This window comes from Streptomyces sp. NBC_01016 (assembly GCF_026341035.1).
Taxonomy (GTDB): domain Bacteria; phylum Actinomycetota; class Actinomycetes; order Streptomycetales; family Streptomycetaceae; genus Streptomyces.
In genome coordinates this window covers 3,710,106-3,736,913 of the sequence record NZ_JAPEOQ010000002.1, presented here as the reverse complement: position 1 = coordinate 3,736,913, position 26,808 = coordinate 3,710,106, and the positions used below count along the sequence as shown (strand labels likewise).

32 protein-coding genes are annotated in these 26,808 nt (G+C 70.0%); 13 read left to right on the top strand and 19 right to left on the bottom strand.

From position 1 onward, the window contains the following. Positions 1-171: 171 nt before the first annotated feature. On the bottom strand, positions 172-342 hold the full coding sequence (locus OG746_RS43780) for a hydrophobic protein (protein ID WP_266724941.1): 171 nt from the start codon (positions 340-342) through the stop codon (positions 172-174). 72 nt (positions 343-414) lie between these two features. Here OG746_RS43780 and OG746_RS43775 point away from each other — a divergent pair, with 72 nt between their 5' ends. Continuing rightward, positions 415-1,350, top strand: coding sequence for a cation diffusion facilitator family transporter (locus tag OG746_RS43775; RefSeq protein ID WP_323179750.1), 936 nt, complete (start codon positions 415-417; stop codon positions 1,348-1,350). Between the two features lie 12 nt (positions 1,351-1,362). Here the strand turns inward: OG746_RS43775 and OG746_RS43770 are convergent, their stop codons facing one another. Together OG746_RS43770 and OG746_RS43765 are read right to left on the bottom strand one after the other, a co-directional pair. Then, positions 1,363-1,602, bottom strand: coding sequence for a hypothetical protein (locus tag OG746_RS43770; RefSeq protein ID WP_266725807.1), 240 nt, complete (start codon positions 1,600-1,602; stop codon positions 1,363-1,365). A 56-nt stretch (positions 1,603-1,658) separates the two neighbouring features. Then, positions 1,659-3,458, bottom strand: a complete 1,800-nt coding sequence (locus OG746_RS43765) for a thiamine pyrophosphate-requiring protein (RefSeq protein WP_266724940.1) — start codon at positions 3,456-3,458, stop codon at positions 1,659-1,661. 134 nt (positions 3,459-3,592) lie between these two features. Here OG746_RS43765 and OG746_RS43760 point away from each other — a divergent pair, with 134 nt between their 5' ends. The 4 genes from OG746_RS43760 to OG746_RS43745 all read left to right on the top strand — a co-directional run bounded on the left by OG746_RS43760 (position 3,593) and on the right by OG746_RS43745 (position 6,022). After that, positions 3,593-3,994, top strand: coding sequence for a VOC family protein (locus OG746_RS43760; RefSeq protein WP_266724938.1), 402 nt, complete (start codon positions 3,593-3,595; stop codon positions 3,992-3,994). A gap of 111 nt (positions 3,995-4,105) precedes the next feature. Further along, positions 4,106-4,264, top strand: coding sequence for a hypothetical protein (locus tag OG746_RS43755; protein WP_266724936.1), 159 nt, complete (start codon positions 4,106-4,108; stop codon positions 4,262-4,264). A 66-nt stretch (positions 4,265-4,330) separates the two neighbouring features. Continuing rightward, complete coding sequence (locus OG746_RS43750) at positions 4,331-4,828, top strand: response regulator (protein ID WP_266724934.1); 498 nt, start codon at positions 4,331-4,333, stop codon at positions 4,826-4,828. Positions 4,829-4,957: 129 nt separating this feature from the next. Next, positions 4,958-6,022 carry a hypothetical protein gene (locus OG746_RS43745; protein WP_266724932.1) on the top strand — a complete coding sequence of 355 codons (1,065 nt, stop codon included), beginning with the start codon at positions 4,958-4,960 and terminating at the stop codon, positions 6,020-6,022. Positions 6,023-6,108: 86 nt separating this feature from the next. Here OG746_RS43745 and OG746_RS43740 read toward each other — a convergent pair whose 3' ends face one another. Then, positions 6,109-6,735, bottom strand: a complete 627-nt coding sequence (locus OG746_RS43740; protein ID WP_266724930.1) for an HdeD family acid-resistance protein — start codon at positions 6,733-6,735, stop codon at positions 6,109-6,111. A 127-nt stretch (positions 6,736-6,862) separates the two neighbouring features. Between OG746_RS43740 and OG746_RS43735 the strand changes: the two genes are divergently transcribed. Further along, entirely contained in the window at positions 6,863-7,264 is a 402-nt protein-coding gene (locus OG746_RS43735; RefSeq protein ID WP_266724928.1) for a DUF488 domain-containing protein, read from the top strand. Between the two features lie 7 nt (positions 7,265-7,271). Here the strand turns inward: OG746_RS43735 and OG746_RS43730 are convergent, their stop codons facing one another. The 10 genes from OG746_RS43730 to OG746_RS43685 all read right to left on the bottom strand — a co-directional run bounded on the left by OG746_RS43730 (position 7,272) and on the right by OG746_RS43685 (position 16,182). Beyond that, complete coding sequence (locus tag OG746_RS43730; protein WP_266724927.1) at positions 7,272-7,646, bottom strand: helix-turn-helix domain-containing protein; 375 nt, start codon at positions 7,644-7,646, stop codon at positions 7,272-7,274. A 71-nt stretch (positions 7,647-7,717) separates the two neighbouring features. After that, positions 7,718-8,296, bottom strand: coding sequence for a dihydrofolate reductase family protein (locus OG746_RS43725; RefSeq protein WP_266724925.1), 579 nt, complete (start codon positions 8,294-8,296; stop codon positions 7,718-7,720). Between the two features lie 34 nt (positions 8,297-8,330). Further along, the gene (locus tag OG746_RS43720) at positions 8,331-8,681 is read right to left on the bottom strand and encodes a luciferase domain-containing protein (RefSeq protein WP_266724923.1); all 351 of its coding nucleotides are present in this window, start codon (positions 8,679-8,681) and stop codon (positions 8,331-8,333) included. Between the two features lie 54 nt (positions 8,682-8,735). Continuing rightward, positions 8,736-9,497: an SDR family oxidoreductase gene (locus OG746_RS43715; RefSeq protein WP_266724922.1), complete on the bottom strand. Its 762-nt coding sequence runs from the start codon at positions 9,495-9,497 to the stop codon at positions 8,736-8,738. Then, complete coding sequence (locus OG746_RS43710; protein ID WP_266724921.1) at positions 9,494-10,714, bottom strand: acyl-CoA dehydrogenase family protein; 1,221 nt, start codon at positions 10,712-10,714, stop codon at positions 9,494-9,496. Before OG746_RS43710 ends, OG746_RS43715 begins: the two co-directional genes overlap by 4 nt. Before the next feature lie 32 nt (positions 10,715-10,746). After that, positions 10,747-11,376, bottom strand: coding sequence for an HAD family hydrolase (locus OG746_RS43705; RefSeq protein ID WP_266724920.1), 630 nt, complete (start codon positions 11,374-11,376; stop codon positions 10,747-10,749). Next, positions 11,373-12,185 carry an SDR family oxidoreductase gene (locus tag OG746_RS43700; protein ID WP_266724918.1) on the bottom strand — a complete coding sequence of 271 codons (813 nt, stop codon included), beginning with the start codon at positions 12,183-12,185 and terminating at the stop codon, positions 11,373-11,375. The genes OG746_RS43705 and OG746_RS43700 overlap by 4 nt, the downstream gene beginning before the upstream one ends. 112 nt (positions 12,186-12,297) lie before the next feature. Beyond that, positions 12,298-13,803, bottom strand: a complete 1,506-nt coding sequence (locus OG746_RS43695) for a long-chain-fatty-acid--CoA ligase (RefSeq protein WP_266724916.1) — start codon at positions 13,801-13,803, stop codon at positions 12,298-12,300. A gap of 184 nt (positions 13,804-13,987) precedes the next feature. Continuing rightward, positions 13,988-14,791 carry an enoyl-CoA hydratase-related protein gene (locus tag OG746_RS43690; protein ID WP_266724914.1) on the bottom strand — a complete coding sequence of 268 codons (804 nt, stop codon included), beginning with the start codon at positions 14,789-14,791 and terminating at the stop codon, positions 13,988-13,990. Then, positions 14,788-16,182: an MFS transporter gene (locus OG746_RS43685; protein WP_266724912.1), complete on the bottom strand. Its 1,395-nt coding sequence runs from the start codon at positions 16,180-16,182 to the stop codon at positions 14,788-14,790. The genes OG746_RS43690 and OG746_RS43685 overlap by 4 nt, the downstream gene beginning before the upstream one ends. Positions 16,183-16,342: 160 nt before the next feature. Between OG746_RS43685 and OG746_RS43680 the strand changes: the two genes are divergently transcribed. Together OG746_RS43680 and OG746_RS43675 are read left to right on the top strand one after the other, a co-directional pair. Further along, positions 16,343-17,284: an alpha/beta fold hydrolase gene (locus tag OG746_RS43680; protein WP_266724910.1), complete on the top strand. Its 942-nt coding sequence runs from the start codon at positions 16,343-16,345 to the stop codon at positions 17,282-17,284. Positions 17,285-17,364: 80 nt separating this feature from the next. Further along, positions 17,365-18,042 (top strand): TetR/AcrR family transcriptional regulator, encoded by a 678-nt coding sequence (locus OG746_RS43675; protein WP_266724909.1) that lies wholly within the window; start codon positions 17,365-17,367, stop codon positions 18,040-18,042. On the opposite strand, the gene OG746_RS43670 is transcribed toward OG746_RS43675, so the two are convergent. After that, positions 17,991-18,602 (bottom strand): PadR family transcriptional regulator, encoded by a 612-nt coding sequence (locus tag OG746_RS43670; RefSeq protein ID WP_266724907.1) that lies wholly within the window; start codon positions 18,600-18,602, stop codon positions 17,991-17,993. The genes OG746_RS43675 and OG746_RS43670 overlap by 52 nt on opposite strands. A gap of 91 nt (positions 18,603-18,693) precedes the next feature. Here OG746_RS43670 and OG746_RS43665 point away from each other — a divergent pair, with 91 nt between their 5' ends. The 3 genes from OG746_RS43665 to OG746_RS43655 all read left to right on the top strand — a co-directional run bounded on the left by OG746_RS43665 (position 18,694) and on the right by OG746_RS43655 (position 22,140). Further along, positions 18,694-19,095 (top strand): nuclear transport factor 2 family protein, encoded by a 402-nt coding sequence (locus OG746_RS43665; protein WP_266724905.1) that lies wholly within the window; start codon positions 18,694-18,696, stop codon positions 19,093-19,095. Positions 19,096-19,271: 176 nt separating this feature from the next. Further along, positions 19,272-21,617 (top strand): molybdopterin cofactor-binding domain-containing protein, encoded by a 2,346-nt coding sequence (locus OG746_RS43660; RefSeq protein WP_266724903.1) that lies wholly within the window; start codon positions 19,272-19,274, stop codon positions 21,615-21,617. Between the two features lie 46 nt (positions 21,618-21,663). Next, the gene (locus tag OG746_RS43655) at positions 21,664-22,140 is read left to right on the top strand and encodes a (2Fe-2S)-binding protein (protein WP_266724901.1); all 477 of its coding nucleotides are present in this window, start codon (positions 21,664-21,666) and stop codon (positions 22,138-22,140) included. Positions 22,141-22,157: 17 nt separating this feature from the next. Here the strand turns inward: OG746_RS43655 and OG746_RS43650 are convergent, their stop codons facing one another. Beyond that, positions 22,158-22,571, bottom strand: a complete 414-nt coding sequence (locus OG746_RS43650) for a Zn-ribbon domain-containing OB-fold protein (protein ID WP_524540539.1) — start codon at positions 22,569-22,571, stop codon at positions 22,158-22,160. Between the two features lie 134 nt (positions 22,572-22,705). Further along, entirely contained in the window at positions 22,706-23,425 is a 720-nt protein-coding gene (locus OG746_RS43645) for a TetR family transcriptional regulator (RefSeq protein WP_266724900.1), read from the bottom strand. Positions 23,426-23,552: 127 nt separating this feature from the next. Here OG746_RS43645 and OG746_RS43640 point away from each other — a divergent pair, with 127 nt between their 5' ends. Both OG746_RS43640 and OG746_RS43635 read left to right on the top strand, forming a co-directional pair. Beyond that, positions 23,553-24,350 (top strand): electron transfer flavoprotein subunit beta/FixA family protein, encoded by a 798-nt coding sequence (locus OG746_RS43640; protein ID WP_266724899.1) that lies wholly within the window; start codon positions 23,553-23,555, stop codon positions 24,348-24,350. A gap of 46 nt (positions 24,351-24,396) precedes the next feature. After that, positions 24,397-25,359, top strand: coding sequence for an electron transfer flavoprotein subunit alpha/FixB family protein (locus OG746_RS43635; RefSeq protein ID WP_266724897.1), 963 nt, complete (start codon positions 24,397-24,399; stop codon positions 25,357-25,359). A gap of 33 nt (positions 25,360-25,392) precedes the next feature. Here OG746_RS43635 and OG746_RS43630 read toward each other — a convergent pair whose 3' ends face one another. Together OG746_RS43630 and OG746_RS43625 are read right to left on the bottom strand one after the other, a co-directional pair. Continuing rightward, the gene (locus OG746_RS43630; RefSeq protein ID WP_266724895.1) at positions 25,393-25,962 is read right to left on the bottom strand and encodes a hypothetical protein; all 570 of its coding nucleotides are present in this window, start codon (positions 25,960-25,962) and stop codon (positions 25,393-25,395) included. 191 nt (positions 25,963-26,153) lie between these two features. Beyond that, entirely contained in the window at positions 26,154-26,603 is a 450-nt protein-coding gene (locus tag OG746_RS43625; RefSeq protein WP_266724893.1) for a Crp/Fnr family transcriptional regulator, read from the bottom strand. Between the last annotated feature and the right edge of the window lie 205 nt (positions 26,604-26,808).

The following is a 26,808-nucleotide window of genomic DNA, read 5'->3' as shown; positions in this document are numbered from 1 at the left end:
CGGGGGTGTGGTTTGTGCCAGGCCTTCCGGGTAACCCAGGCCCCCGCAGGGAAACCCGCCGTGACACCACACAAGTGCCGTCCGGGCCGGTATTTCGCGGATCATTCCCACCGGCCCGGACGGCACTTCAAAGGTTTCGTCCCGGGGTTTATCGATACCTGGTTCGGTTACTCACCACCGGTACCATCGTGACCTCGATCCACCCGCCGTCGTACTGCGCATCACGAATCCGAGCAGCCACACCACCAGCACGGCAATGGCCACCCACCACAGCAGTTTCACGGCGAATCCCGCGCCGAAAAGCAACAGTGCGAGCAACAGAACCAGCAGAACAGGAATCACGGTAAATACCTCCTCGGGGCGCCGAGTTCCCGAGAATTCCCCCTGTACTCCACTCACCCTCTGCGAGTTGACGTGACCGCGAAGAATTCCAAGGAAGACGACCGGCGGACCCGGATCACCGTTCTGGTGGCGCTCGCCGCCAATCTGCTGATCGCCGTGGCCAAGGCCGTCGGCGGTCTGTTCGCCGCGTCACCCGCGCTGCTCTCGGAGGCGGCGCACTCGGTGGCCGACAGCCTCAACGAGGTGTTCCTGCTGGCCGCGCTGCGGCGCAGCCGCCGGCCCGCCGACCACAGGCATCCGTTCGGGTACGGCAAGGAGCGGTTCTTCTGGTCGCTGATCGCCGCCGTCGGCATCTTCGTGATGGGCGGCTGCTTCTCGTTCTTCCAGGGGTTCGAAGCGCTGACGTCGGGCGGCCAGGAGGAGTCCCACAGCGGGTACGTCGCCGGGCTCGCGGTCCTCGGTGTGGCACTGCTCGCGGAGGGCAGCTCGCTGATCCGCGCCGTGCACCAGGTGCGCACCCAGCCGGGCGAGGGCATCGGCTCGGACCCCGCGCTCCGTACGGTCCTCGCCGAGGACGGCACGGCGGTGATCGGCGTGCTCCTCGCCGCGGGTGGGATGACGCTGCACATGGTGACGGGGCGGATCGAGTGGGAGGCGGCCGCCTCGTTCTCCATCGGGGTGCTGCTCGTGTACGTGGCGTACCGGCTCGGCAGGAGCGCCCGCGACCAGTTGATCGGCGAGGCCGGCGACCCCGAGATGCACCGCGGCATCCGCGAACTCCTCGCCGAGCAGCCCGAGATCGACAATGTGGCGGCGCTGCACACGATGCAGCTGGGAACGGACTCGACGCTGGTCGCGGCGCGGGTCGATCTCGCGCCCGGCATCGAGAGCGAGCGCCTGGAGCTGGTCTTCGAGCGCGTCAAGCGGGCGGTGCGAGATCGCTGGCCCGAGGCCGATCAGGTGTTCCTGGATGTGGTGGACGCGCCGAAGCCGGTACATGAGCGCTGAGCGGGGCGCGGGTCAGATCACGCGGAACAGGTCGGCGGCCGCATGCACGTCGGTGAAGTCCTCCACTGAGCGGAGGTTGTCGCACAGCGCGTCGAGGACGGAATCGCTCTCTGCGGCGCACGGCCCGCCGACGGCCACGCCGAATACACGGAATCCCAGACGGTGCTTGGCCGTCGCGGGCCAGCTCGGACCGGCCGTGTCGTCCTGCCCGGCCGTGCCGTCCCGCTCCCCCAGCGCGTCCCGCGCGTCCACTGCCGCTCCCCCTGCCCGCAAGGCCCCACCGGTCTCAGGTCGGACCCCGAACTACGTCAGTGGCCGCGCTTGCCGACGCCCGGCATGAACTCCTGCATCTTCGCCTTGAAGCCCTGCTTGACCACGTGCGTGCTCTGCGGGTCGCCCTTGAGGATCGCCTCGGCCGTGGACTCCATCTGCTCCCACGTCGCGTGCGGCGGGATCGGCGGCACGGACGGGTCGGTGCGGAAATCGACGACGGCGGGCCCGTCCGCGGCGAGCGCCGCGCTCCAGGCCTCGGTGACGTCGGCGGGCTTCTCGACGCGGATGCCGGTAAGGCCCAACTGTCGGGCGAACGCGGCGTAGTCGACGTCGGGGAGCTCCTGCGAGGGCTCGAAGGACGGCGCGCCGCCCATGGCGCGCAGCTCCCAGGTCACCTGGTTGAGGTCCCGGTTGTTGAACACACCGACGACGAGGCGTTGATCGGTCCAGCGGTGCCGGTACTTGGCGGCGGTGATGAGTTCGGCGAGCCCGTTCATCTGCATCGCACCGTCGCCGACGAGCGCGACGACGGGCCGGTCGGGATGGGCGTACTTGGCCCCGATCGCGTACGGGACACCGCAGCCCATCGTGGCGAGGGTGCCGGACAGGGAGCCGCGCATCGTGCCGCGCATGGTGATGTGGCGGGCGTACCAGTTGGCGGCGGAGCCGGAGTCCGAGGTGAGGATCGCGTTGTCCGGGAGCAGCGGGTCGAGGGCGCGGGCGACGTGTTCCGGGTTGATCGGGTCGGCGCTCAACCCGGCGCGGCGGTCCATGACTTCGTGCCAGCGCCGGACGCCGGCGCAGGTCTCGTCGAACCAGTCGCGGGCCTCGTTGCGGCGCAGCAGCGGCAGCAGGCGCTTGAGCGTCGCGCGGGCGTCGCCGACGAGGTTCACCTCGTACGGGTAGCGCATGCCGATCATGTGCGGGTCGATGTCGATCTGCACGCCGCGCGCCTTGCCGTACTCGGGCAGGAACTGCGCGTACGGGAAGCTGGAGCCGATGGTGAGGAGGGTGTCGCAGTCCCGCATCAGCTCGTAGGAGGGGCGGGTGCCGAGCAGGCCCGACGCCCCGGTCACGTACGGGAGTTCGTCGGAGAGCACGTCCTTGCCGAGCAGGGCCTTGGCCACTCCGGCGCCGAGGAGTTCGGCGACCTCGCGCACCTCGTCCTTCGCGCCGGCCGCGCCCTGGCCGACGAGGATGGCCACCTTGTCGCCCGCGTTGAGCACCTCGGCGGCCCGTTCCACCGCTTCCTGCGCGGGCTCGGCGGTCCACGAGCTGCGGTCGAGGCTGGAGGGCACCATCTTGAACGCGTGCGGGGGCGGGGTGTGGTCGAGTTCCTGCACGTCCGCCGGGATGATCACGGCGGTGGGGGCGCGGCGCGCGTATGCGGTGCGGACGGCCCGGTCGAGGACGTTGGGCAGCTGCTCGGGGACGTTGACGGTCTCCACGAAGTCGGAGGCGACGTCCTTGTACAGCGTGTGCAGGTCGACCTCCTGCTGGTACGAGCCGCCCATGGCGCTGCGCGCGGTCTGCCCGACGATGGCGACGACCGGTACGTGGTCGAGCTTGGCGTCGTACAGACCGTTCAGGAGGTGGATCGCGCCGGGTCCTGACGTGGCGACGCAGACGCCGACGCGGCCGCTGAACTTCGCGTAGCCGACCGCTTCGAAGGCGGCCATCTCCTCGTGCCGCGCCTGCACGAACTCGGGCCGGTTGTCGGCCCGTCCCCAGGCGGCGAGCAGGCCGTTGATGCCGTCGCCCGGATACCCGAAGACCTGTTCCACACCCCAGGCGCGCAGGCGGTCGAGGACGTGATCGGCGACCTTGGTGCTCATGCCGGGACCTTTCGCTTCGAGGAAACTGCCGGAGGCCGGGTGACCAGTCGGGCACCGGGGAAACCCGGTTGGCACCGCCCTCGCGGGGTACTCGGCGCACCGACGCGCCACGGGGGTGCGACGGAGGAGGAGACATGAGTTTGGTGCGGGCTGGAGTGCTGGTTCTGGACTGTGCGGAACCCGAGGAACTGGCCGAGTTCTACCAAACGTTGCTGGGCGGCGAGATCGAGACACTGCCCGGCAGCAACCGCATCGACATCGTCGGCGAGCAGGGCATGCGCATGGCCTTCCGCCGCGATCTGAACGCCGCCCCGCCCAGCTGGCCGCGCCCCGACGACTCGCAGCAGGCCCATCTCGACTTCGTGGTGGACCAGGAGAACCTCGACGAGGTGGAGCGCCATCTCATCGGCCTGGGCGCCCGCCCGCTGGAGACCCGTGGTGCGCGCGGCCCGAACGAGATGCGCCTGTACTCCGACCCGGCCGGGCATCCGTTCGCGACGCACTGCGCCGCGCGTCCGGCGCCGAAGACCGACTGAGCCGGCCGCCGAGAAGGCGCGCAGAGCAGCCCCGAACGTGGCGTCTACAGAACCGTCTACAGCCGAACTCGACCGAAATCCATCGGATATCGGTCGGAGAGGGATCCGATCATGAACACAAAGGAGCGCGCTCCGTACCCCGCAGAGACCAAGCGCGAGGTCAAGGGCAGGATCCGCACCTGCAGGGCCGCGCGGCGCGACGGACGCGAGCCCTCTGGTGACGCCAACGACCGTGACACGGACTGGAATCTGGTGCGCGGAGAGGACTGAGCGAGCCCTTCCCTCCCGTTGATTCGGGCATATGCTGTCGGTGCCGACGAGGGGAGGCGCCCCGCGATGCCCACCGCTGCACGGCCGAGGATCCTCGTCGTCGACGACCGGGACGACACCCTCTTCGCGATGGAGAGTGCGCTGGCTCCGCTCGGCTATCCGATCGTCCGGGCCCAGACCGGGGACGACGCACTCAAGACCGTCCTGCGCGGCGGCATCGGCCTGGTCCTGCTCGACGTGCTGATGCCCGACGTCGGCGGCTTCGAGGTCGCGCACTACATGACGCGCCTCGAACAGACGCAGGACATACCGATCATGCTGATCACCGGCGCGGGCCAGGACACCAAGCTCGCCGCCAGGGCCTTCGAGCTCGGCGTCGCCGACTACGTGGTGAAGCCGATCGAGCCGTGGATGATGCGGACGAAGGTCCGCTATCTGTACGAGACGAGCCTGCGCATGAACGCGCTGCGCGAGCGCCTTCGGACGTATGAGAACGGCGACGCCAAAGAGTCCGCGCCACCGGCGCACGCCGCCGCGGGCCGTCCCCTGTCACGCCCCGCCTGACCTGCCGCTTCACTTCCGGGTGTCCATGGTCACACCCGCTCAGGGACTTCCGACCCTCTCCATGGTTGTAGAGTACAACTGCTCCCAGAGTTGTAAAAGCCAACCGATTCGACCGTGGAGGTCCTGCTCATGAGCGGCACGCGCGAACCTGCGCTGCGCCACGTTCTGACGCATCTGCTCACCCCGCTCCTGATGTGCGTCGGCATGGGCCTCGCCTATCTCGGCGCCTTCGCCTCGCCCGAGCCGCACCATCTGCCGATCGCCGTCGTCGGCTCGGGCCCGGAGGCGAAGGTCTTCGCTCAGACAGTGAAGGACAAGGCGGGCGACGCGCTCGACGTCCGCACGCTCACCTCCCGTTCCACCGCGGTCGACCAGCTCGAGACCCGGGACATCGACGGCGCCTACGTACTCGGCGACAAGCCCGAACTCGTCGTGGCCTCGGCCGGGTCCGACACCACCGTCTCCGTCGTCCAGAAGATCTTCACGCCGGTCGCCGCCGAGCAGGGCGCGCCCCTGAAGGTGACCGACGTGGTGCCCTCGGTGGACGACGACCCGACGGGGCAGGGCCTGTTCTTCCTGCTCGTGGCGGTCAGCATCGGCTCGTACGCCTCGGTCGCGGTGATCGGCGGCGCGGGCGGCGTGCTGCGGATGCGCACCCGTGCCCTGCTCGTCGTCGGCGCGTCCGGCGTGGTCAGCCTGATCGGCGCGGCGTTCGCGGGACCCGTCTTCCACCTGGCGCACACCCACCTGTGGGGCCTGTGGGGCATGACGTGGCTGTATTCGGCGGGCGTCCTGCTGATCGGCGTAGGACTGCACACGTTCCTGAAGAAGTGGACGACGCTCGGCGTGATGGTGCTGTTCGTGATGCTGAACTTCACCAGCTCCGGCGGGATCTTCCGGCCCGAGCTGCAGAACGGCTTCTTCGGGAGCCTGCACAGCTTCTGGAACGGCGCGGGGTACGTCGAGGGCGCCCGCAGCCTCCTCTACTTCGGCCAGCACGATCTGGCCCGCAACATCTGGACGCTCGTGGCCTGGCTGCTCGTGGGCGCGGCCATGATCACGGTGGCGGGCCTCGCCGAGCGCCGACGCCACACTCCGGCGGCCGTCGAGCCGGCCCCCGCGCACAAGCACAAGCGGGAGGCCGCGCGCGACCAGGAACAGGAAGAGGAGCTGGAGGAGGCCGTGGGCGTCTGAGGCGCACTCCCCCACCCCGCATACGGCGAGGGCCCCGCTGCTTCAGCGGGGCCCTCGCCGTATGCGTTACGTGGCTGCGGTTCCGGTCACACCCCGGCCGGGATGTCCTTCGCCCGCTTGCGCACCGCGAACGACGTGCCGATCTCCACGACGCCGACCACGAGCAGCCAGATGCCGGTGACCAGCGTGAGGACGGCGAGCGTCTCGAACGGCGACACGATCAGGACGACACCGGCGAGCGCGGTGATGACGCCGAGGAAGATCTGCCAGCCGCGGGTGGGCATCGCGGGGTCGGAGGCCGCGGCGACGGTCTGCGTGATGCCGCGGAACAGCCAGCCGATGCCGATCCACAGAGCGAGCAGCAGCGTCGACTCCATCGCATCGCGGAAACAGAACAGGCCCAGCAGCACCGACAGGGCGCCGCTGATGAAGCCGATGACGCGCATCCCGGCCGTCGCGTGCGTGCCGAACGCGGCGACGAGCTGGAAGATGCCGCTCACCAGCAGATACACGCCGAACAGAACACCCGCCACGCGCAGCGAGACGCCCGGCCAGACCAGGACGAGCACCCCGAGGATCACCGAGGCGACACCCATGAGCAGCACGGCCTGCCAGGCGGATTGGGCGAGTCTGCCGAGCGGGCCCTGCCCCTGCGGGGCGTCACCGCCGGGCGTCCGGTGGGGAGTCTGCGGGTCGTACGGTGCTTGGGTCATGCTCGACTGTCGCTACGGAACGCCGGGCTCCGCCATCGCGCGTGAGCCGAACGGCTGACACCGGGCGCGCTCCGGCGCACCAACGCACCCAATGACGCAAAGCGGAGGAAAGCAGCACAATGGGTCCATGACCGAGCATCATGGCTCCGGCCCCTTCGCCGTCCGCCGGGTCTACGACCCGCCCGCCCCGGCCGACGGCACCCGCCTGCTGGTCGACCGGCTCTGGCCGCGCGGCATCTCGAAGGAGCGCGCCGATGTCGACGCGTGGCTGAAGGACATCGCGCCGTCGAGGGAGCTGCGCTCCTGGTACCACGAGGACAAGGCGGACCGGTACGACACGTTCGCCGAGCGCTACGCGGCGGAGCTCGCCGAACCGGAGCGCGCCGAACTCGTGGACCGCGTGCGCGAGCTGGCCGGGCACGGGCGGGTGACGCTCGTGACGTCGGTGAAGGACATCGAGCACAGCCACGTCCCTGTGCTGCGGCGCCACCTCGAAGAGGGCCTCGAAGAGGGCCTCGAAGAGGGCTGAGCCCGCCTCAGGCGGCGAGGCAGACGGTGCCCCGCGAGCCCTGGCCTGAGGTCACGCCGGTCGTGGAGACCAGCCGGACCGGCCGCACCGCCTGCGCCAACTCCCCCTGCGCGAGGACGAGTACGTCGACGAGCCCGAGCCCGAGCGCACCTGCCACGGCTGCCAGCATCTCCGACGAGGCCTCCTTGCGGCCACGCTCGATCTCCGACAGGTAGGGCATCGAGATCCCGGCGACGTCCGCCACGTCCTGCAACGTCCGCCCCTGCGCCCGCCTGCGCCGCCGCAGCACCCCGCCGACGACATGGCGCCACAGCGGCTCCTGGGCCGGGGCGGATTCCTGGGCCGGAGCGGAACGGGGGCGGCGGCTCTCCTGGATGCTCATCGGCCCACCGTACGAGCGCCCGTGACGGCCGCGCCCGGCACTTCGCCCACGGCGATATCGCTCAGAGGCCCTCAGTCCCGGTCGCGCTCGTGCCGCAGCAGGACGACACCGTTCCCGAACGTGTGCGTCTCCGCGAGGCGCAGCGGGCGCTCGGTGAGGGTCTTGCCGGGGTGGAACATCGGGGTGCCCGCGCCGACCAGGACCGGATGGACGTAGACCCGGAACTCGTCCACGAGGTCGTGCTCCAGGAACGTCGTCGCCAGGTTCGCCCCGTCGATGACCAGGTCGCCGCCCGGCTGTTCCTTGAGGGCGCGGATCGCCTCGGGCACCACTTCCGGCATGACGGTGGTGTGCCACTCCGCGGGCCCGGGCTTCAGCGTCCGGGAGAACACGATCTTCGGCACCTCGCGCCAGACACCCGCGAAGTCGACGGTGGCCGGCGAGGCCTCGGGGTCCTTGTCCGCCGTGGGCCAGTACTCGGCCATCAGCTCGTGCGTGACGCGCCCGCTGAGGATGCCGCCGAAGGTGCGGCACACGTCGTTCATGTGCTGGTGCAGTTCCTCGTCGACCCGGTGCCAGCCGATCTCGCGGTCGGGGCCCTCCATATAGCCGTCGAGGGACACGCCCATCATGAAAACGATCTTGCGCATCAGGTGCTCGCCTCTCGCCGTCAGCCGCTAGCCGTTAGCCGCGCTCCCAGTCACACGGAGGTGAGGGGCAGGCGTGCGCATCGTGTTCCTTCAGAGCGACGCTCACCAGGCTCAGCAACAGCTGCACATCCGTGTCGCATTCGAGAAGCACGGTAATCCAGGAGGCCCCCGGTTGCACCCTGATGGCGCTGTTGTGTCGCAGTTGGGGCAGCAGTCGCTGCACGACCGGCGACGTCAGGTACAGATCGGCGCAGTCGTCGGCGTGGAAGTGCACGAGGTCGTGGCCCGCCGCGCGAAACGCGTGCCCAACCGAGCACCGGGGCGGGCCACTTACCAGGGTGGGCCATGTCCCGAGCTCGGTCATGGCGCGCTGGGCCGCGGTCATGCCTCCATCCTCGCGCACGCTTCACCTGGAGGACCACCCCCATCCATCACGCCTTTACAGCGGGCCGGATCCGACCAGTTGGCCACCGTCGACGACGAGGGTCTCCCCCGTGATCCAGCGGGCGCCCTCACCGGCGAGGAAGGCGACGGCCTCGCCGATGTCCTCGGGTTCGCCGATCCGGCCGAGCGGTGTCGCGCCCGCCACGGCCTCCTCGTTGTCCTGCCAGAGCGCCTCGGCGAGGCGGGTGCGCACGATGCCGGGGGCGATGGCGTTCACCCGTACCTTGGGGCCGAGTTCGAGGGCGAGGTGCTTGGTGAGGTGGATCAGGGCGGCCTTCGAGACGTGGTAGATCCCGACGTCCTTGGCGACCGAAAGTCCCCCGATCGAGGCCGTGTTGACGACGGCGCCGCCGTGTTCGCCCATCCACGCCTTCACCGCGAGCGACGTCCACAGGATCGGCGCCCACAGATTGACGTCCATGGTCTTGGCGAAGCGCGCGTGGTCCTGGTCGACGATCGGGCCGTACGCCGGGTTCGTACCGGCGTTGTTGACGAGGATGTCGAGGCGGCCGTACGTCTCCACGACGTGCTCGACACAGGCGCGCGCGGCGTCCTCGTCGGTGGCGTGCGCCCCGAACCCCTCGACATTGTCGCCGAGTTGACGGGCCGCGTCCTTGGCACGCTCCTCGTCGCGCGAGGTCACCACGACGCGGGCGCCGCGGTCGCGCAGGGCGCCGGCCGCCGCGAGGCCGATGCCTCGCGACGCGCCGGTGACGAGCGCGACCCGTCCGTGCAAAGAGGCCTCCGGAGAGGTCACTTCTCACCCCGTTCCTTCTGCCGACGGCGCAGCTCGCGCCGGGCGATCGTCCGCTTGTGCACCTCGTCGGGGCCGTCGGCCAGGCGCAGGGTGCGCAGGTGCGCGTACATGCTGGCGAGCGGGAAGTCGTCGGAGACGCCGCCGCCGCCGTGCACCTGGATGGCGCGGTCGACGACCTTGAGCGCGACGTTCGGCGCGGCGACCTTGATCGCGGCGATCTCGGTGCGCGCTTCCTTGTTGCCGACGGTGTCCATCAGGTATGCGGCCTTGAGGGTGAGCAGCCGCGCCATGTCGATCTCGATGCGGGCCTCGGCGATCCAGTCCTGGATGTTGCCGCGGTCGGCGACCGGGGAGCCGAAGGTCGTCCGGGACTGGGCCCGGTCGATCATCAGGTCGAGGGCGCGCTCGGCCATGCCGATGGAGCGCATGCAGTGGTGGATGCGGCCGGGGCCGAGCCGGGCCTGGCTGATCAGGAATCCGTCGCCCTCACCGGAGAGCAGGGCGGTGGCCGGGACCCGTACGTTCTCGAAGAGGACCTCGGCGTGGCCCTCGCGGTCCTGGTAGCCGAAGACGGGCAGTCCGCGCACGATCGTGACACCGGGGGTGTCGATCGGCACGACCATCATCGACTGCTGGCGGAAGGCGGGCCCGTCGGGGTCCGTCTTGCCCATGACGATGAGGACCTTGCAGTTGGGGTGCAGGGCGTTGGAGGTCCACCACTTGCGGCCGTTGAGTACGTAGTCGTCGCCGTCGCGCTCCATCCGCATCTGGATGTTACTGGCGTCCGAACTGGCCACCGCGGGCTCGGTCATGGCGAACGCGGACGCGATCTCACCGTTGAGCAGCGGCTTGAGCCACTTCTCCTTGTGCTCCTCGGTGCCGAAGAGCGTGAGGACCTCCATGTTGCCGGTGTCCGGCGCGTTGCAGTTGGTGGCCTCGGGTGCCAGGCCCGCGCTGCGGCCCATGATCTCGGCGAGCGGCGCGTACTCGAGGTTGGTGAGTCCGGGGCCCCACTCGGGGTGCGGGTGGAAGAGGTTCCACAGGCCGCGCTTCTTCGCCTCGGTCTTCAGCTCCTCGATGACCGGCGGGTGGAAGTGCGGGTCGCCGGACTCGGCCATCTGCGCGGCGTAGACCGCCTCCGCGGGGTAGATGTGCTCGTCCATGAAGGCGAGCAGCTTGTCCTGGTACTCCTGGCCCCTGGCGGACTGTTCGTACACGAGTGGTTCCTCCCAAGTCTTTTCTTACGGTGTCACATGCGGCCCGAAGGCCCCAGCAGGCGGCCCAGCTCGGCGCTCGTGGTCGCGGCGTCGCGGTGCACGATGCCTGCGATGCCGATGCGTGCGGCGCCGGTGATGTTCTGTTCCAGGTCGTCGACCATGACGGTCTGTTCGGGTGCGACGCCGAGGCGTTCGCAGGCGATGGCGTAGGCGCGCCGCGAGGGTTTGCGGACTCCGATCTCGCCGGAGATGGTGACGGCGTCGAACAGCGCGGGCAGGTCGAAGCCCGCGTAGCAGTTGTCGCCGAGGGAGTTGGAGAGCAGGCCGACGCGGAGTCCGTGCGCGCGCACCTTCGCGACGAGCGCGACCATCTCCTCGTCGGGTTTCAACCCGCCCATCATGCGGTCCACAAGTCCGGGCCCCTCGACGTCGGCGCCCTGGCTCCGCAGCCGCGCCGCGAGGCCGTCCTCGAACTCCCGCTGCCCGATGAGCCCCTTCTCGTGCGCCACGAGCAGCGCGCTGCTCTCCTTGTCCTGCGTCAGGAGTCGGCGCAACAGGCCGGGATCACCGGTGAGTTCGCGCCCCAGCTCCTCGAAGCCCTCGGCGAGGCTCGTGGTGAGGACGCCGCCGAAGTCGAAGAGGACGGCGCTGCGTGCGGTCATCGCACGGACTTCTGGTAGCGGCGCATTCCGCGCAGCCACCGGTCGTAATCGCTGCCCTTGTGGCGGTAGAAGTCGAGCACCTGCTGGTGCGGCAGCACGAGAAAGCGCTCGTCACCGACGGCCGCCACCACCTCGTCGGCCACGTCGAGCGGCTTGAGCAGGTTCCCGGCGTCCAGCACGGCGCGCGCCGCGGCCTGCTCGGTGGGGTCGGAGGAGCGGGTACCCGCCATGAGCAGCTCGGTCTCGACGCCCTGCGGGCACAGGCAGCTCACACGCACACCCTCGTCCCCGTACGTGACCGAGAGCCACTCGGAGAAGGCAACCGCGGCGTGCTTGCTGACCGCGTACGTCGCCGAGCCGATCTGCGTGAGCAGGCCCGCCGCCGACGCGGTGCTGAAGAAGTAGCCCTCGCCGCGCTCCACCCAGCCCGGCACGAGCAGCTTCGCGGCGCGCACGTGCGCCATCACGTTGATGTCGAGTGCGCGGCTCCACTCGTCCTCGCTCGCGTCGAGGCCCGCCGCGCCACTGATCCCGGCATTGGCGAAGTACAGGTCGACGGGTCCGAAGTCCTCCTCCGCCGCCGCGATGAGGCCGCGCAGGTGCTCGGTGTCACCGGCATCCCCCGCCCGGCCCGCGACCCGCTCCCCATGGCTCTCGGCGAGCCGCTGCACGGTCTCGTCCAAGCGGGCCGCGTCGAGGTCGGTGAGCAGTACACCTCGGGCGCCGGCCTCCAGGAGGCGCTGGGCGACGGCGGCACCGATGCCTCCGGCGGCTCCCGTCACGATCGCGACCTTGTCGTTGATCAACATCCCGCTGTCCGCTCCTTCGCTTCCTTCGTCCCACCCGGTGCGTGGCACTCACCGTACTTGAATCCGACGTCAAGTTCTAGAGATTTCTGGAGTGCCGAGGAGGTCGGCGATGTCACACCCGGCCCCCGGTGACGACAGCCGGGTCGATGGCACGCTTGAGAATTTTGCCGGTGGCACCCTTCGGCAACTCGTCGACCACGGCGAGCAGATGGGGAACCTTGTAGGCGGACAGCCGCTCCTTGGCCCAGGCCCGCAACGCCTGTATGTCGAGCGCGGCGCCTGGGCGCAGGGCGACGACGGCCGCGACCTCCTCGCCGTAGTGCGGGTCGGGCACGCCGATGACGGCGGCCTCGACGATGTCGGGGTGCTCGTACAGCACCTCCTCGACCTCGCGCGGGTACACGTTGTAGCCGCCTCGGATGACGAGGTCCTTCTTGCGGTCGACGATGCGCAGATCGCCTTCGGCGTCGAGGGAGCCGAGGTCGCCGGTGCGCAGCCAGCCGTCGGCGTCGAGGGCCTCCCCGGTCGCGTCGGGCCGGTTCCAGTACCCCTTCATCACGACGGGCCCCTTGATGTGCACCTCGCCCACCTCCCCCTGCGGCAGCTCGGCTCCCTCGTCGTCGCGGACGGCGACCGCGCAGCCCGGCAGCGCGCGCCCCACGGTCCCCGGCCTGGCCGGTTCCCCCGCGAGATGACAGGTGGCGGCGCCCGTGGTCTCGGTGAGGCCGTACCCCTCGACGATGGTGCACCCGAACCGCTTCTCGAAGGCCCGCATGACCTCGACGGGCAGGGAGGCCCCGCCGGAGGAGGCGAGACGCAGGCCCGCGAAGTCGGCTCCCGCCTCGTCGGTGGCCCGCAGCAGGGCGTTCCACATGGTCGGCACGCCCGCGATGAAGGTGGGCCGGTCCCGCCGGATGAGCGCCATCATCGAACCGGCATCGAACCGCTCGAGCAGGGTGAGCGAGCCACCCGCACGCATGGTCGTCCCCATCACGCAGGCCTGCCCGAACACATGGAAGAGCGGAAGCCCCGTGACGGCGCGATCGTCGGCGCCGATGGCGTGGATGTCGCAGAAGATGGCGGCGCACGATGCGAGATTTCCGTGGGTGAGCTGGGCACCCTTGGGCTTGCCCGTGGTGCCGGAGGTGTAGAGGATCGCGGCGGTGTCATCGGCGTCGACGGGGTGCGGCTCGGGCGTGGCGGAGGCATGCGCGATGCCTGCCAGCCCTTCCCTCATCTCCCGGAACGGCACCCCGAGTTCGTCGGCCGTGCGCCGGGCCGCCGGGGCGAGCGCGGTCCACGCCAGGACGAGCCGAACGTCCGCGTCCCGCGCCATGTACGTCAACTCGCGCTCGGTGGCCATGGTGTTGGCGGTGACCGCGATGGCGCCCGCGCCGAGGATCCCGTAGTACGCCATGGCGAACTCGGGCACGGACGGCGCGACAAGCAGCACCCGGTCACCGGGCCCGACGTGGTGCGCGTCCAGCAACTCCCTTACGGCGGAGGCGCGTTCACGCAGTTGACCGTACGTCCAAGTAGCCACCGTCGAACCGCGCAACGCGATCCGGTCCGGGGCGACGGCCGCGTGGGCCCAGACGGGTGCGGAGGCGTTGGGCATGCGGAACCTTCCGTATGTAGTTCAAAACCTCGGGACCGGGCCATCGGCATATCAAGTCCCGCGCTTGGACGAGAGCCAGCGAGGTCCGGGGCAGAGCCCCGATCATTCAAGCCCCGCCGGCGATTGAGGCGCGGGGCCCGGGGCAGAGCCCCGCGACCCCGCGCCGGGGTGACCGCAACAACACTCAGGCCGGCCCCAGTGGCCTGAACGCCGGCTCCCGCCCCTCCAAATAACTCCGCACACCCTCCGCCGCATCGGCCCGCCCGAACGACTCCTCCATGAGCGCCTCGGCCCGCCTCGCCGCCCCCTCGAAGTCCGTGTCGAACGCCTCGCTGAGCTGCTGCTTCATCACACTCATCGACGTCGGCGACGACCAGGTCGCCAGCTCCGTGGCGTAGCCGACCGCCTCGTCGAGGAGCGCGTCCCGCTCGACGACCCGGTTGACGAGCCCCATCTCGTACGCCTCCGTGCCGCGCACGACCCGCCCCGAGAACAGCAGGTCCGCCGCGCGCGCGGGCCCGACGATGCGGGGCAGCAGCCACGCGATCCCGTACTCGGCGATCAGCCCGCGGCGCGCGAACGACGTGGTGAACTTGGCGTCCGGCGTGCTGAACCGGATGTCGCAGTACAGGGCCTCGACGAGGCCGAGCCCCGCCGCCGCCCCGTTGATCGCGCCGATCAGCGGCTTGCGCAGGCTCAGCGGGAACCAGCGGGGCCGCTCCCTCTTCGGTCGTTCCTCGCTCGCCGCGTCGGCGGAGCCGATCCGCTCCAGCTCGGCCATGTCGGCGCCCGCGCAGAACCCGCGGCCCGCCCCGGTCACGACGACCGCGCGCACCTCGGGGTCGGCCTCCGCCTCGTCGAGGAGCGCGAAGTAGCGGTCCTCCAGCTCGTTGGTCCAGGCGTTGAGCCGGTCGGGGCGGTTGAGTGTCACCACGGTCACGGCGCCGCGCCGCTCGGCGTACGCCAGGTCCTTCTCGCTCGTCGTCACGATCGCGCTCCTTCCGCGGCGCCCGGCACCGCTGTCGGGTCCTCGCGCACCTCGCGCGGGTTGGTCTCGCGCAGCACCCAGGCGCAGCCGAAGGTGAGCAGGCCCATCACCGCGATGAACACGGACACCCAGGTGGTGCCGCCGGTGCCGCCGATGATCGCGGTCATGATGAGCGGGGTGCCGCCGCTGATGGTCAGGGCGGCGATCTGGTAGGCGAGCGAGGCGCCGGAGTAGCGCACCCGCGGCTCGAAGAGTTCACCGATGTACGCGGCGAGCGGCCCGTACGTGAGGGACTGGCCGAAGCCGCCGATCAGCACGGCGACGCCGAGCCACAGCAGCGAAGCGGTGTTGACCAGCCAGAAGTAGGGGAACGCCCACAGCACGATGATGGCGGCCCCGACGAGCACTGTGGGCCGCCGCCCGACCCGGTCGGACAGCCATCCCGCCCACAGCACGAACAGGGCGCCGACCGCGGTGACCGGCATCGCGACCAGGAGGATGGAGTCCTTGTCGAGGCCGAGGTGCTCGGCGGCGTAGCTGATGACGCCCGCGATGCTGATGTAGAAGAGGCAGTTGGTGCCGGCGAGGAGTCCGGCCGCGAGCAGCACGGTGCGCCACTTGGTGCGGAGCACCTCGACGACGGGCGCCCGTGCCACCTTCGCCTTGGAACTCTTGGCTGCGGCCTCCTCGGAGAGCCGCCGGAACTCCGGCGAGTCCTCCACCTTGTTCTGCACGTACATCACGACGGGCAGCAGCACCGCGCTGACCAGGAACGGAATGCGCCAGCCCCAGCTCATGAACGCCTCGTCCGAGGTGACCGTGCCGGCCAGCAGGAAGACCCCGTTGCCGAGGAACACACCGAGCGAGACGCCCATCTGCCCGAAGGTGCCCGCGTACCCCTTGCGTTTGGGTGACGCCGACTCGGTGAGCAGCAGCGCGATGCCGCCCCACTGGGCGCCGCAGGCGAGGCCCTGCACGAAGCGGAGCAGCACCAGGAGCAGCGGTGCGGCGCCGCCGAGGACCCCGGCTCCCGGCAGGCAGCCGATCAGGAAGGTACAGGCGCCCATGAGCGCCATGGAGAGGACGACCATGGCCTTGCGGCCGTGCCGGTCGCCGAGGTGTCCCGCGACGACACCGCCGATCGGCCGGGCGACGAAGCCCGCCCAGAAGGTGCTGAACGACAGCAGGGTGCCGGTCAGCGCCGACGAGTCGGGGAAGAAGACCTGCGGGAAGACCAGCGCGGCGGCCGTCCCGTAGAGGAAGAAGTCGTACCACTCGATGGAACTGCCGATGAGTCCCGCGGCAAGTAGCTTGCCCGAGGCGCGCGCCGGAGCTGTCTCGGCGGCTGCCTGCTCGGCGCCTTTTCTGGGCTGTGCGGTGGGCGGATTCACGTGCGGGGCTCCTCCGTCGTCCAAACATGTCACGACCGCTGCGGCCCTGCGGCCGCCCCCTGTATATTTGAACCCAACGTCAACTTCAATACCTTGAACACGCCCTTGAACAGGCACTGTTCAAGTTGTCACCCGGTGCCGAGATCGAGGAGATGCCCATATGAGTGCCCCCACAGCCCTGACCGAGTGGAAGGGCGTGAGCGCGCGACAGGTCGATGTGAACGGGATCTCGCTGCGCGTCTTCGAGCACGGCCCGGCCGATACGGACAAGCCACTGGTGGTGCTCTGTCACGGCTTCCCGGAGCTGGCCTTCTCGTGGCGCCACCAGGTGCTCGCGCTCGGCGCGGCGGGGTACCGGGTGCTCGCCCCGGACATGCGAGGGTTCGGCGGGAGTTCGCGTCCCGCGGATGTCGACGCGTACGACACACTCACCATCTGCGCGGACCTCGTCGGGCTGCTCGACGCCGTGGGCGCGGACGACGCGGTGTTCGTGGGGCACGACTGGGGTGCGATGGTGGTGTGGCAGATGGCCCTGGCGCACCCGGAGCGGGTGCGGGGCGTCGTGGGGATGAGTGTGCCGGCGACTCCGCGCTCCCCCGTGGCGCCCGTGCCCGTCATGCACCGACGGCTCGGTGACGCCTTCTACATCGTGTGGTTCCAGGAGCCGGGTGTCGCCGACCGTGCCCTCGCGCAGAACGTGCGCAGGACGCTGGTGACGCGGGAGATCTGGTCGGCCGAGTGGGCCGAGCGCCCGGACGAGAAGTTCCCGCCGCCTGCGTGGCTGAGCGAGGAGGAACTCGCCTACTACGTAACGGAGTTCGAGCGCACCGGATTCACCGGCGGCCTCAACTACTACCGGAACATGGACCGCACCTGGGAGCTGACGGAGCACCTCGACGGACGCACCATCGACTGCCCCTCGCTGTTCGTCACCGGATCCGCGGACCCGGTGGGGCAGTTCATGCCCGCCGACCGGCTTGAGGAGGTGCTGACCGATCTGCGCGGGCGCGTCGTGCTCGACGGGGCGGGGCACTGGATCCAGCAGGAGCGGGCCGGTGCGGTCAGCGCCGCTCTCCTGGAGTTTCTCGCGGCTGCCTGCTGATACGATCCGCAGCCACCGGTGGGTGCACACTCCTGACGGATGCTCGTCCACCAGTGGAAACACGAACGAAGGGACCCGCGTTGGCTGCCCACGCCCCGGCCGCAGACGGCGGACAGAAGCAACCCATCACACCACGCAGCGCCCGAGGCGTCCGCACGCGCAACGCGCTGGTCGTCGCCGCCCGTGAGGTGTTCGAGCGCGACGGGTATCTTGACGCCCGGATCACGGACATCTCCAAGGCCGCGCATGTCGCGTCCGGCTCGTTCTACACGTACTTCAACAGCAAGGAAGAGATCTTCCAGGCACTCGTCGCGCAGGTGCAGGAGGAGATGCTCCACCCGCATCTGCGCGAGCGCACGGGCATCACCGATCCGCGCGAGATGATCGACGCGTCGAATCGCGAGTACCTGCGCGCCTACAAGAAGAACGCCCGCCTCATGGCACTCTTCGAGCAGGTCGCCCAGGTCGACGAGACGTTCAAGCAGCTGCGCATCGAGCGGGGCAACGCGTTCGCGCGCCGCAACGCCAAGCTGATCCGCTCCCTGCAGGACTCCGGCGCCGCCGACCCGGCCCTCGACCCGCTGGTGACGGCGCACGCCCTGTCCGTCATGGTGAGCCGCATGGCGTACATGGTGTTCGTCCTCGGCCAGCGCATCCCGTACGAGAAGCTGGTGACGACGCTCAACAAGATCTGGGAGAACGGGCTTCAGCTCAGGGAGCCCGACTCCCTCAAGGAACCCGGGGCGCCCGAGGCCTGAGCCGCGCGGGCGGTGCGGCGCTCCAGGATCTCCAGGACGCGCCGCCCCCAGCGCAGGTTCTCCTCCTCGAAGGAGATGCCGCGCAGCAGCGTCAGATACGGTCCGACGCGCTCCCCGTCGGCGAGGAAGTCGTCCTCGTCCAGCTCGCCGAGCAGATGCCGCCGCACCCGCTCGTAGCGGGCGAGCTTCCCGCGCGCCCAGTCCATGCGCTCCTCGATGTGCGCGCGGACGGCATCGAGCTCGCCGACGTCGACGGCCTGCACCTTCACCATGAGTTCGTCGCGCAGCGCGAGCGGTTTGGGCTGCCGCTGCGTGAACGCGGCCAGGTCGGCGCGGCCGGCCCCGGACAGCGTGAACATCCGCTTGTTCGGCCTGCGCTCCTGCGACACCATCCGCGCGTCGATCAGCCCGTCGGCGGTCAGCCGGTCCAGCTCCCGGTAGAGCTGCTGCGGCGTCGCCGCCCAGAAGTTCGACACCGAGACGTCGAAAATCTTCGCCAGGTCGTACCCGGAGGCCTCGCCCTCCAGCAGGGCGGACAGGACGGCGTACTTGAGCGACATGTGGACACCATACAGCGATGCGATTACTGTCACCCGCACCTATTCAACTTGTTGCCTATGACCCAGTGGGCGAGGAACCGAGGTGGCACCCGTGCATCCCTTCCGTGCAGCCGTGGAGAAGGACGATCTCGACGCGGTCGAGGCCATGCTGGCCGAGGACGTGGTCTTCACCAGCCCGGTCGTGTTCAAGCCCTACCCGGGCAAGGCGATCACCGCGGCGATCCTGCGCGGCGTCACCCGCGTCTTCGAGGACTTCCACTACGTGCGGGAGATCGGCGAGCCCGGCGGGCGGGATCACGTGCTCGTCTTCGAGGCGCGGGTCGGCGAGCGGAAGATCACCGGCGCCGACTTCCTGCACTTCGACGAGGACGGCCTGATCGACGACTTCATGGTGATGGTGCGTCCGCTGTCCGCCGCGCAGGCGCTGGCCGAGGCGATGGGCGCCCAGTTCGACCGGATCGCCGAGGAGGCGGCGCGGACCGACGGCTCCTGAGGCGTACGCGCGGCAAGTGTGACGGTCCTGTGGACCAGCGGCGAGGAACGTGCCGTGTCCATGTCGGGCGCGCGGGCGGCGTGTCAGGCTCCGCGGTGATGCCGGGCCGATCCCGCCCGAGAACCTGATCCAAACGACAGGGCCCAGCACCCGCCCGCGTTCCGGAGGACCGCCGTATGGCCGAGCAGAGTCGCTCACCTCAGCACGACGAACCGTCGACGTCCGGCGCTCCGGGGCGGCGCAGAGTGCTCGCCTATCTGCTGGCCGCGCCGACGCTCGCCGTGGGCGCCCGGTTCGCCCTGGACGCCGCGGACCCCGCCGAGGCCGAGGCGGCGGTGCCCTCGCCGCCGCAGCCCGAGGAGCTCTTCGACCTCGGTGACATGCAGAATCTCGCGGCGGCCCCGACGGCGGGCCTGATCACCGTACGCGTGCACGAGGACGGCACCGCCTCGTTCGCGGTGCCGCGGGCCGAGGTCGGGCAGGGCATGACCACCGCGGTGGCGATGATGATCGCGGAGGAGTTGGACCTGACGCTCGACGCCGTACGGGTCTCCCTGGCCGACGCCCGCCCCGAGTTGCTGATGAACCAGCTCACCGGCGGCTCCAACTCGATGCGCAGCATCTACCTACCCGTGCGCACCGCGGCCGCCCTCGCCCGGCAACGACTGATCGCCACGGCGGCGCGGCAGTGGGGCGTCGCGACCTCGGAACTGAGCACTCAGGAAGGTGTCGTCTCGTACGGCTCCGGTTCCTCGGCGAAGCGCGCCGCGTACGGCTCCCTCGCGAAGGCGGCGGCGAGCGGTCAGTCGCTGCGGGTGGCGGCGGCGCCACTGAAGGAGCGGTCCGAGTTCAAGGTCCTCGGCACACCACAGAACCGCGTCGACGCGCTGGAGGCCGTCACCGGGCGCAAGAAGTTCGGCATGGACTACGAGGTTCCCGACGCCAAGCCCGCCATGGTGCGCAGGCCGCCGACGCTCGGCGGGACCGTGCGGACGGTGCGCAACGCGGACGCCGTGCGGCGGATGCCCGGCATCACGGACGTGGCGACGCTGAAGCACGGCGTCGCGGTGCGCGGCGAGACGTTCGGCCAATGCATCGACGCACTACGGGAGTTGGACGTCGACTGGGGTCCGGGCGACGTCGACGGCGAGTCCGACGACTCGGTGGAGCGGAAACTCAAGGCGGCCACTCCCCCGATGATCGTGCCGCCGGTCCTGACGAAGAAACTCGACGCCGAGTTCATCTTCGCGTTCGCCAGCAACAGCCCGCTGGAGCCGGACAACGCCATCGCCGACGTGCGCGAAGGACGTGCCGAGATCTGGTCGAGCCTGAAGGTCCCGATCGTCGCCCAGCGCGACATCGCGACGAGGCTCGGCCTGCCTCAGCACGCCGTGACGGTGCATGTGGTGGAGGGCGGCGGCTCGTTCGGCCGGCATCTGTTCCACGACGTCGCGGCCGAGGCGGCGGAGATCTCGCAGAAGATCGGCAAGCCGGTCAAGCTGTCCTGGTCGCGCACCGACAGCTTCCGGCACGGCCGCGCCCACCCGATGTCGGTCTCGCGCGTGCGCGCCACGTACACCGGCAAGGAAGTCCTCAGCTACGAGCAGCGGCACGCCAGTTCGGAGACCGACTTCGGGCACGGGCTCGGCGAGATGATCACGTCGACGGCCGCGAAGCTGCCCGTGGCCGGCAACCTCACCTTCGCCGAGACCATCTTCACGCTCACGCAGACCACCCCGTACGACTTCGGTGTCACCACGCAACTGCTCAGCGAGGTACCACTCAAGTTCGCGACCGGCAGCATGCGCAACATCTACTCGCCGAACGTGGCGTGCGCGCGGGAGCTGATGGTCGACGAGCTGGCGCGGAAGATGGACCGGGACCCGGTGGAGTTCCGGCGCTCGTTCCTCAAGGACGACCGGCTGCGCGCCGTCTTCGACAAGGCGGCCGAGGAGGGCGAGTGGGGCCGGTCGCTGCCCGACGGGGTGGCGCAAGGGATCGCCCTGCACACCGAGTACCGGGGTGCCGTCGCGATCCTCGCGGAGATCGACTGTCGGCCGGAGACCGTCGGTCGCAAGGTCAAGGACGGGGTGACGGGACCGCGGGTCACGAAGGCGCTGATCGTGGTGGACGCCGGGTTCGCGATCAACCCGCGGGGCCTGGGCGCGCAGATGATGGGCTGCTTCAATGACGGCCTCGCCATGGCACTCACCTCCAGCCTGCACATCGAGGACGGCCTTCCGCTGGAGGGCAGTTGGGACAACTACTTCTATACGCGGCAGTGGAACACCCCGCCCGAGCTCCGGGTGATCGTGATGCCGAACACCGGCGAAAAGCCTTCGGGCGCCGGGGAGTTGGGGGTTGCGCCCGCCTTCGCCGCCGTCGCGTGCGCCTACGCGCGGGCGACCGGCACGCTGCCGACGCGCTTCCCCATCGACCACGCGGAGCTCGCGTTCGAGCCGCTGCCGCGCGAGCCGTCGACACCGCAGTCACCGACGGACGGGCTCGACCGGGCGTACTGAGCAGGGTCCCGCTTTCCCCCGACTACCGAGGAGACCTGATACCCCGATGCCGCGCCACACTTTCACGCTGAACGGCGAGCGGATCACCGTCGAGGCCGAGGACGACGTGCGGCTGCTGTGGGTGCTGCGCGATCTGCTCGGCGTCACAGGACCCAAGTACGGGTGCGGAATCGGCGTATGCCAGGCCTGTACGTCGCACATCAACGGCAAGGCGTTCAACCCGTGTTCGGTGCCGGTGTCACAGGTCGGCGAGGAGGACGAGGTGACGACGATCGAGGGGCTGCCCGCCACCGTCGGCCGCGAGCTGCACCCGATGCAGGAGGCCTGGCTGGAACGCGACGTGGCACAGTGCGGCTACTGCCAGCCGGGCCAGATCATGGCCGCCGTCGCCACGGTGCGCAAAGTGCGGGACGAGGGCCGCGAGATCACCGAGGCGGACCTCGACGCGATCCGCAATGTGTGCCGCTGCGGCACGTACAACCGGATCCGTGAGGCGATCAAGTCGGGGGCGCGGGCCATGTGACGCCCGCGCACTCGCGGTCAGCGCAGGTCGTAGTCGACGTGGAAGTCGTCCTCGAGCTCGAAGAAGACCTCACCGGAATCGGCGGCCGCGTTGGCCACGGGGCGCACGGTGGCGCCCAGCCACACCATGTGCGGTGCGGTACCCACGATGCGGCAGGGCACGATGAAGTCCTCGGGGAAGCGGACCAGCGCCTCGTTGCGCGCGACTCCGGTGCCGCGGTTGACGACGCGGGACTGGACCACGACGCCGGGCCCCGCACTGTGCTCGGTCGTCAGCTCGCTCGACGCGCAGACCGGACACAGCATCCGCCGGAAGGACGGGGTGCGGCACCAACGGCAGCGCTGATAAGGGAATCCGGACTCCGCTTCCGCGGTGCCCTCGACACCGTTCGGCGCCATGACACCGATGCCACTCGTGAACGTCCCTGACATCACTGACATCCTTCGGCCTCCCGCACTCGCCGGCGCGCGCCGGGCGGCGGTGCCTCGACGCACTCTCAGCGTATGACACTCAGTGCCAGCCGGTAAAGACACTGAGTACCATCAAGTTGCTTCGGGCTCCGTTTTCATTCGTCCCGCAGCGCCGATTCCACCCGCTGGATGACCCGCCACATCGGGGCCCCCTTCGTCGCCACCATCACGACGACGTCCTCCTGCGGGGGCTCGGGCGCGGCCGCCCCCTCGCCGCCCTCGCCCCACGTCCGTCGTACGAGCAGCAGCGCGCGGTCCACCGCGACCTCGGCGTCGCCCTCGCCGCCCGAACGCAGCCAGGAGCGAAGGCCGTTGTTGTGCGCGGCGACGACGGACGCCGCCACCACCTCCGCGCGCAGCGCGCCGTCCTCCGCGTCGGCCCAGCGCCGCCGCAGATACCCGGCGAGCATGCGCTCGTAGCGTCGCACGACGGACAGTTCGTACGTCCGAAGGCCCGGCACCTCGCGGGTCAACTTGTAGCGCTGAACGGAGAATTCGGGGTTCGTGGCGTAGACGCGCAGCACCAGGCGCGCGGCGTCGGACACCACGTCCACGGCATCGCTCTCGTCGCTCGCGGCCTCCAGGAAGGCCGTCATGTCGGCGAGGCAGCTCTCGTGGTCCGGGAAGACCACGTCCTCCTTCGACGGGAAGTAGCGGAAGAACGACCGCCGTCCCACACCGGCCCGCGCCACGATGTCGTCCACGGTCGTCCGCTCGAACCCGCGCTCCAGAAACAGCTGGAACGCCGCTTCGGCCAGCACCTCCCGCATGGGTGCCTTCTTCTGTGACCCGTTGACCTCGCGCGCCTCGCTCATGCCGGGAACGTAACACCGGAAGGTCACCCTTGGCACTAGGTACCTTTACAGAGGGAACTGAGTGCCATACGTTGACGGGAGTAGTTGGACGCTTGCAGGAGAACTGCAGGGCTGTGAAGGAGTCGGCGTGAGCTTGAGGATCGTTGTCACCGTGAAGTACGTGCCGGACGCCACGGGCGACCGGGGTTTCGCCGATGACCTGACGTTGGACCGTGACGATGTCGACGGTCTGCTGTCGGAACTCGACGAGTACGCGGTGGAGCAGGCGCTTCAGATCTCGGAAAACTACGAGGGCGACGCCGACGACGTGGAGATCACCGTCCTGACCGTGGGTCCCGAGGACGCCAAGGACGCGCTGCGCAAGGCGCTGTCGATGGGCGCGGACAAGGCGATCCACGTCGAGGACGACGACCTGCACGGCACGGACGCGATCGGCACCTCGCTGGTGCTGGCGAAGGCGATCGAGAAGGCCGGCTACGACCTGGTCGTCTCCGGCATGGCCTCCACCGACGGCGCCGCGGGCATCGTGCCGGCGCTGGTCGCCGAGCGTCTCGGTGTGCCGCAGGTGACGCTCCTGTCCGAGGTCGCCGTGGCCGACGGCAAGGTGTCGGGCCGCCGCGACGGTGACACCGCCTCCGAGCAGCTGGAGGCCTCGCTTCCCGCGGTCGTGTCGGTGACGGACCAGTCCGGTGAGGCGCGTTACCCCTCGTTCAAGGGGATCATGGCGGCGAAGAAGAAGCCGGTCGAGGCGTGGGACCTGTCCGACCTGGACATCGAGGCCGAGGAAGTGGGTCTGGAGGGTGCCTGGACGAAGGTCGCGTCCGCCGATGAGCGTCCGGCGCGCACCGCGGGCACGATCGTCAAGGACGAGGGCGAGGGCGGCAAGCAGCTCGCCGAGTTCCTCGCGGGCCAGAAGTTCATCTGAGCACCAGAAGTTCACCTGAGACAGCGGAAGTTGGAGAAGAACAGTCATGGCTGAAGTTCTGGTCTTTGTCGACCACGTGGACGGTGCCGTCCGCAAGCCCACCCTGGAGCTGCTGACGCTGGCCCGCCGCATCGGCGCCCCGGTCGCCGTCGCGCTGGGCAACGGTGCCGCCGACACGCAGGCCGTGCTCGCCGAGCACGGCGCGGTCAAGGTCCTCACCCACGAGGCCGCCGAGTACGCCGACTACCTCGTCGTGCCGAAGGTGGACGCGCTGCAGGCCGCCTACGACGCGGTCTCCCCGGCCGCGGTGCTGGTGCCGTCCTCCGCGGAGGGCAAGGAGATCGCCGCGCGTCTGGCGCTGCGTATCGGGTCCGGCATCATCACCGACGCCGTCGACCTGGAGGCCGGCGACGGCGGTCCGGTGGCGACGCAGTCGGTGTTCGCCGCCTCGTACACCACCAAGTCGACCATCTCGAAGGGCACGCCGGTCATCACCGTCAAGCCCAACTCCGCCGCCGTCGAGCCGGCCGCGGCCGCCGGTGCCGTCGAGGCGCTGACCGTGTCGTTCTCGGAGCAGGCGACGGGCACGAAGGTGACCTCGCGCACCGCGCGTGAGTCGACCGGGCGTCCGGACCTGACGGAGGCCGCGATCGTGGTCTCCGGTGGCCGTGGTGTCAACGGTGCCGAGAACTTCTCGGTCATCGAGGCGCTCGCCGACTCCCTCGGCGCGGCCGTCGGTGCCTCGCGCGCCGCGGTGGACGCGGGCTGGTACCCGCACTCCAACCAGGTCGGCCAGACCGGCAAGAGTGTCTCGCCGCAGCTGTACATCGCCTCCGGCATTTCCGGTGCGATCCAGCACCGCGCCGGCATGCAAACCTCGAAGACGATCGTCGCGATCAACAAGGACGCCGAGGCCCCGATCTTCGACCTCGTCGACTACGGCGTCGTCGGCGACCTCTTCGACGTCGTCCCCGCCCTGACCGAGGACGTCAAGTCCCGCAAGGGCTAAGGAAGTTCGAGACCGCCGCCGCGCCCGGGACCTTCAGGCCTCCTGGGCGCGGCGGCGTGCGTAGTGCCCGGCCGCGATCAGCGCGCCGGTGATGAGGACACCGCCCAGGGCGAGTTGCGCGACGCTGAGCGTGCCAAGCGAGCCGCCGTCACCGGCATTGACCCCACCCAGTTCGGTGCCGCCGCGCCCCGACACGGTGAGCGTCTGCCGCACCTCGGTGCCGCTCTCGCAGATCACGGTGATCGGGAAGGTGCCGGACCTGGCGCCCGTCGGCACCTTGAACTGGCCCGTGACCGAGCCCTCCTGGGTCGCCGTCTGCAAGGGGAACTCACCCGCCCCGAGACTGTCGGCGTCCCCCGTCGCGGTCAGGTCCTCGCCGCAGGCGCTCGTACTCGCCGTGACGCTCGCTCCCGGCCCCGGGTCGGCGGGCACGAGCTCCAACGTTCCCGACGTGTCGGCCACCGGCGGGCTCTCGGTCCATGACGTGTCCGTGTCCCACGCCGGATCGCTGTCATCGGCCCAGGCCGCGGGGCACATCAGGGCCCCGAAGGCGAATGTGGCCGCGGCGACGGCGGCGGTCGGCCAGGACGCGGTGCGGCCCATGCGGATCCTCTCGGCGGGCCCGGCGGACGGACCACGGATGTGCGGGTACTCCGCGACCGATCCCACCGCGTGGACGCGCCCACCGCCTGTCGAGACGTCGAGTCGGGTGACACAGACGCCTCATTCGAACCCACCGGACGCACCTGACCCACCCGTACGCACCGGATACGTCTGCGCACGTCTCGATACGCCTAGATGTGCCCGTGCATCCGATGCGCCTCGACCAGCTTGACCCGCGCGGCCTCCAGCCGGTGCGCCATCACCTCGGCCACCCCGTGCAGCACCGCCACGCCGAGCCTCGGTTCCTGCTCGCACAGCGTGCGTACGGACGCGCCGTCGAACTCGTAGGCCCGCACCGGACTGAACGCCTCCGCGCCGAAGTCCCACGCGTACGGCTCGAAGAGCCAGGACCAGCCCAGCAGGTCACCGGGGCCGAGCGGGTCGATGGGCAGCAGGGCGCGGTCGGAGACGCGGACGTCGAGGGTGACCATCCCGGTCCGGATGATCCAGAACCGGTCCGCCCGGTCCCCCTCCTCGAAGATCCGGGTGTCCTGCGCGAACGAGACCTCTTTGGCCAGGGGCATCAACCGGTCCCGGTCCGCGTGCGAGAGCCGGTTCAGGAGTCGTGTCTGGGCCGTCATGGCGGCCACCTCCACCGTCGTGTCATTCCAGCGTACGTACGTCACGTTCGTGGCCCGCCCGGCTCGGCGGGGAGGATCACGGGCGCCCCGATCGGGGCGGCCGTCACCCGAACAGCCTATTTCCGGGTGATATCAAGCGCACCTCGAGCGGGCGTCCCCCGTGTGCGGAGGCCGTATGGCGTACGTGGAGCGCGGTCGCGAGATC

Bases quoted from the DNA above. Each gene is read 5' to 3' on its own strand.
- OG746_RS43650 (WP_524540539.1), bottom strand. From the start codon at position 22,571: ATGTCAGGGACGTTCACGAGTGGCATCGGTGTCATGGCGCCGAACGGT.
- OG746_RS43745 (WP_266724932.1), top strand. From the start codon at position 4,958: ATGAGCGGCACGCGCGAACCTGCGCTGCGCCACGTTCTGACGCATCTG.
- OG746_RS43720 (WP_266724923.1), bottom strand. From the start codon at position 8,681: ATGACCGCGGCCCAGCGCGCCATGACCGAGCTCGGGACATGGCCCACC.
- OG746_RS43635 (WP_266724897.1), top strand. From the start codon at position 24,397: ATGGCTGAAGTTCTGGTCTTTGTCGACCACGTGGACGGTGCCGTCCGC.
- OG746_RS43730 (WP_266724927.1), bottom strand. From the start codon at position 7,646: ATGAGCATCCAGGAGAGCCGCCGCCCCCGTTCCGCTCCGGCCCAGGAA.
- OG746_RS43735 (WP_266724928.1), top strand. From the start codon at position 6,863: ATGACCGAGCATCATGGCTCCGGCCCCTTCGCCGTCCGCCGGGTCTAC.
- OG746_RS43630 (WP_266724895.1), bottom strand. From the start codon at position 25,962: ATGGGCCGCACCGCGTCCTGGCCGACCGCCGCCGTCGCCGCGGCCACA.
- OG746_RS43750 (WP_266724934.1), top strand. From the start codon at position 4,331: ATGCCCACCGCTGCACGGCCGAGGATCCTCGTCGTCGACGACCGGGAC.
- OG746_RS43755 (WP_266724936.1), top strand. From the start codon at position 4,106: ATGAACACAAAGGAGCGCGCTCCGTACCCCGCAGAGACCAAGCGCGAG.
- OG746_RS43700 (WP_266724918.1), bottom strand. From the start codon at position 12,185: ATGTTGATCAACGACAAGGTCGCGATCGTGACGGGAGCCGCCGGAGGC.
- OG746_RS43705 (WP_266724920.1), bottom strand. From the start codon at position 11,376: ATGACCGCACGCAGCGCCGTCCTCTTCGACTTCGGCGGCGTCCTCACC.
- OG746_RS43625 (WP_266724893.1), bottom strand. From the start codon at position 26,603: ATGACGGCCCAGACACGACTCCTGAACCGGCTCTCGCACGCGGACCGG.
- OG746_RS43660 (WP_266724903.1), top strand. From the start codon at position 19,272: ATGGCCGAGCAGAGTCGCTCACCTCAGCACGACGAACCGTCGACGTCC.
- OG746_RS43760 (WP_266724938.1), top strand. From the start codon at position 3,593: ATGAGTTTGGTGCGGGCTGGAGTGCTGGTTCTGGACTGTGCGGAACCC.
- OG746_RS43645 (WP_266724900.1), bottom strand. From the start codon at position 23,425: ATGAGCGAGGCGCGCGAGGTCAACGGGTCACAGAAGAAGGCACCCATG.
- OG746_RS43655 (WP_266724901.1), top strand. From the start codon at position 21,664: ATGCCGCGCCACACTTTCACGCTGAACGGCGAGCGGATCACCGTCGAG.
- OG746_RS43670 (WP_266724907.1), bottom strand. From the start codon at position 18,602: ATGTCGCTCAAGTACGCCGTCCTGTCCGCCCTGCTGGAGGGCGAGGCC.
- OG746_RS43695 (WP_266724916.1), bottom strand. From the start codon at position 13,803: ATGCCCAACGCCTCCGCACCCGTCTGGGCCCACGCGGCCGTCGCCCCG.
- OG746_RS43725 (WP_266724925.1), bottom strand. From the start codon at position 8,296: ATGCGCAAGATCGTTTTCATGATGGGCGTGTCCCTCGACGGCTATATG.
- OG746_RS43680 (WP_266724910.1), top strand. From the start codon at position 16,343: ATGAGTGCCCCCACAGCCCTGACCGAGTGGAAGGGCGTGAGCGCGCGA.
- OG746_RS43765 (WP_266724940.1), bottom strand. From the start codon at position 3,458: ATGAGCACCAAGGTCGCCGATCACGTCCTCGACCGCCTGCGCGCCTGG.
- OG746_RS43740 (WP_266724930.1), bottom strand. From the start codon at position 6,735: ATGACCCAAGCACCGTACGACCCGCAGACTCCCCACCGGACGCCCGGC.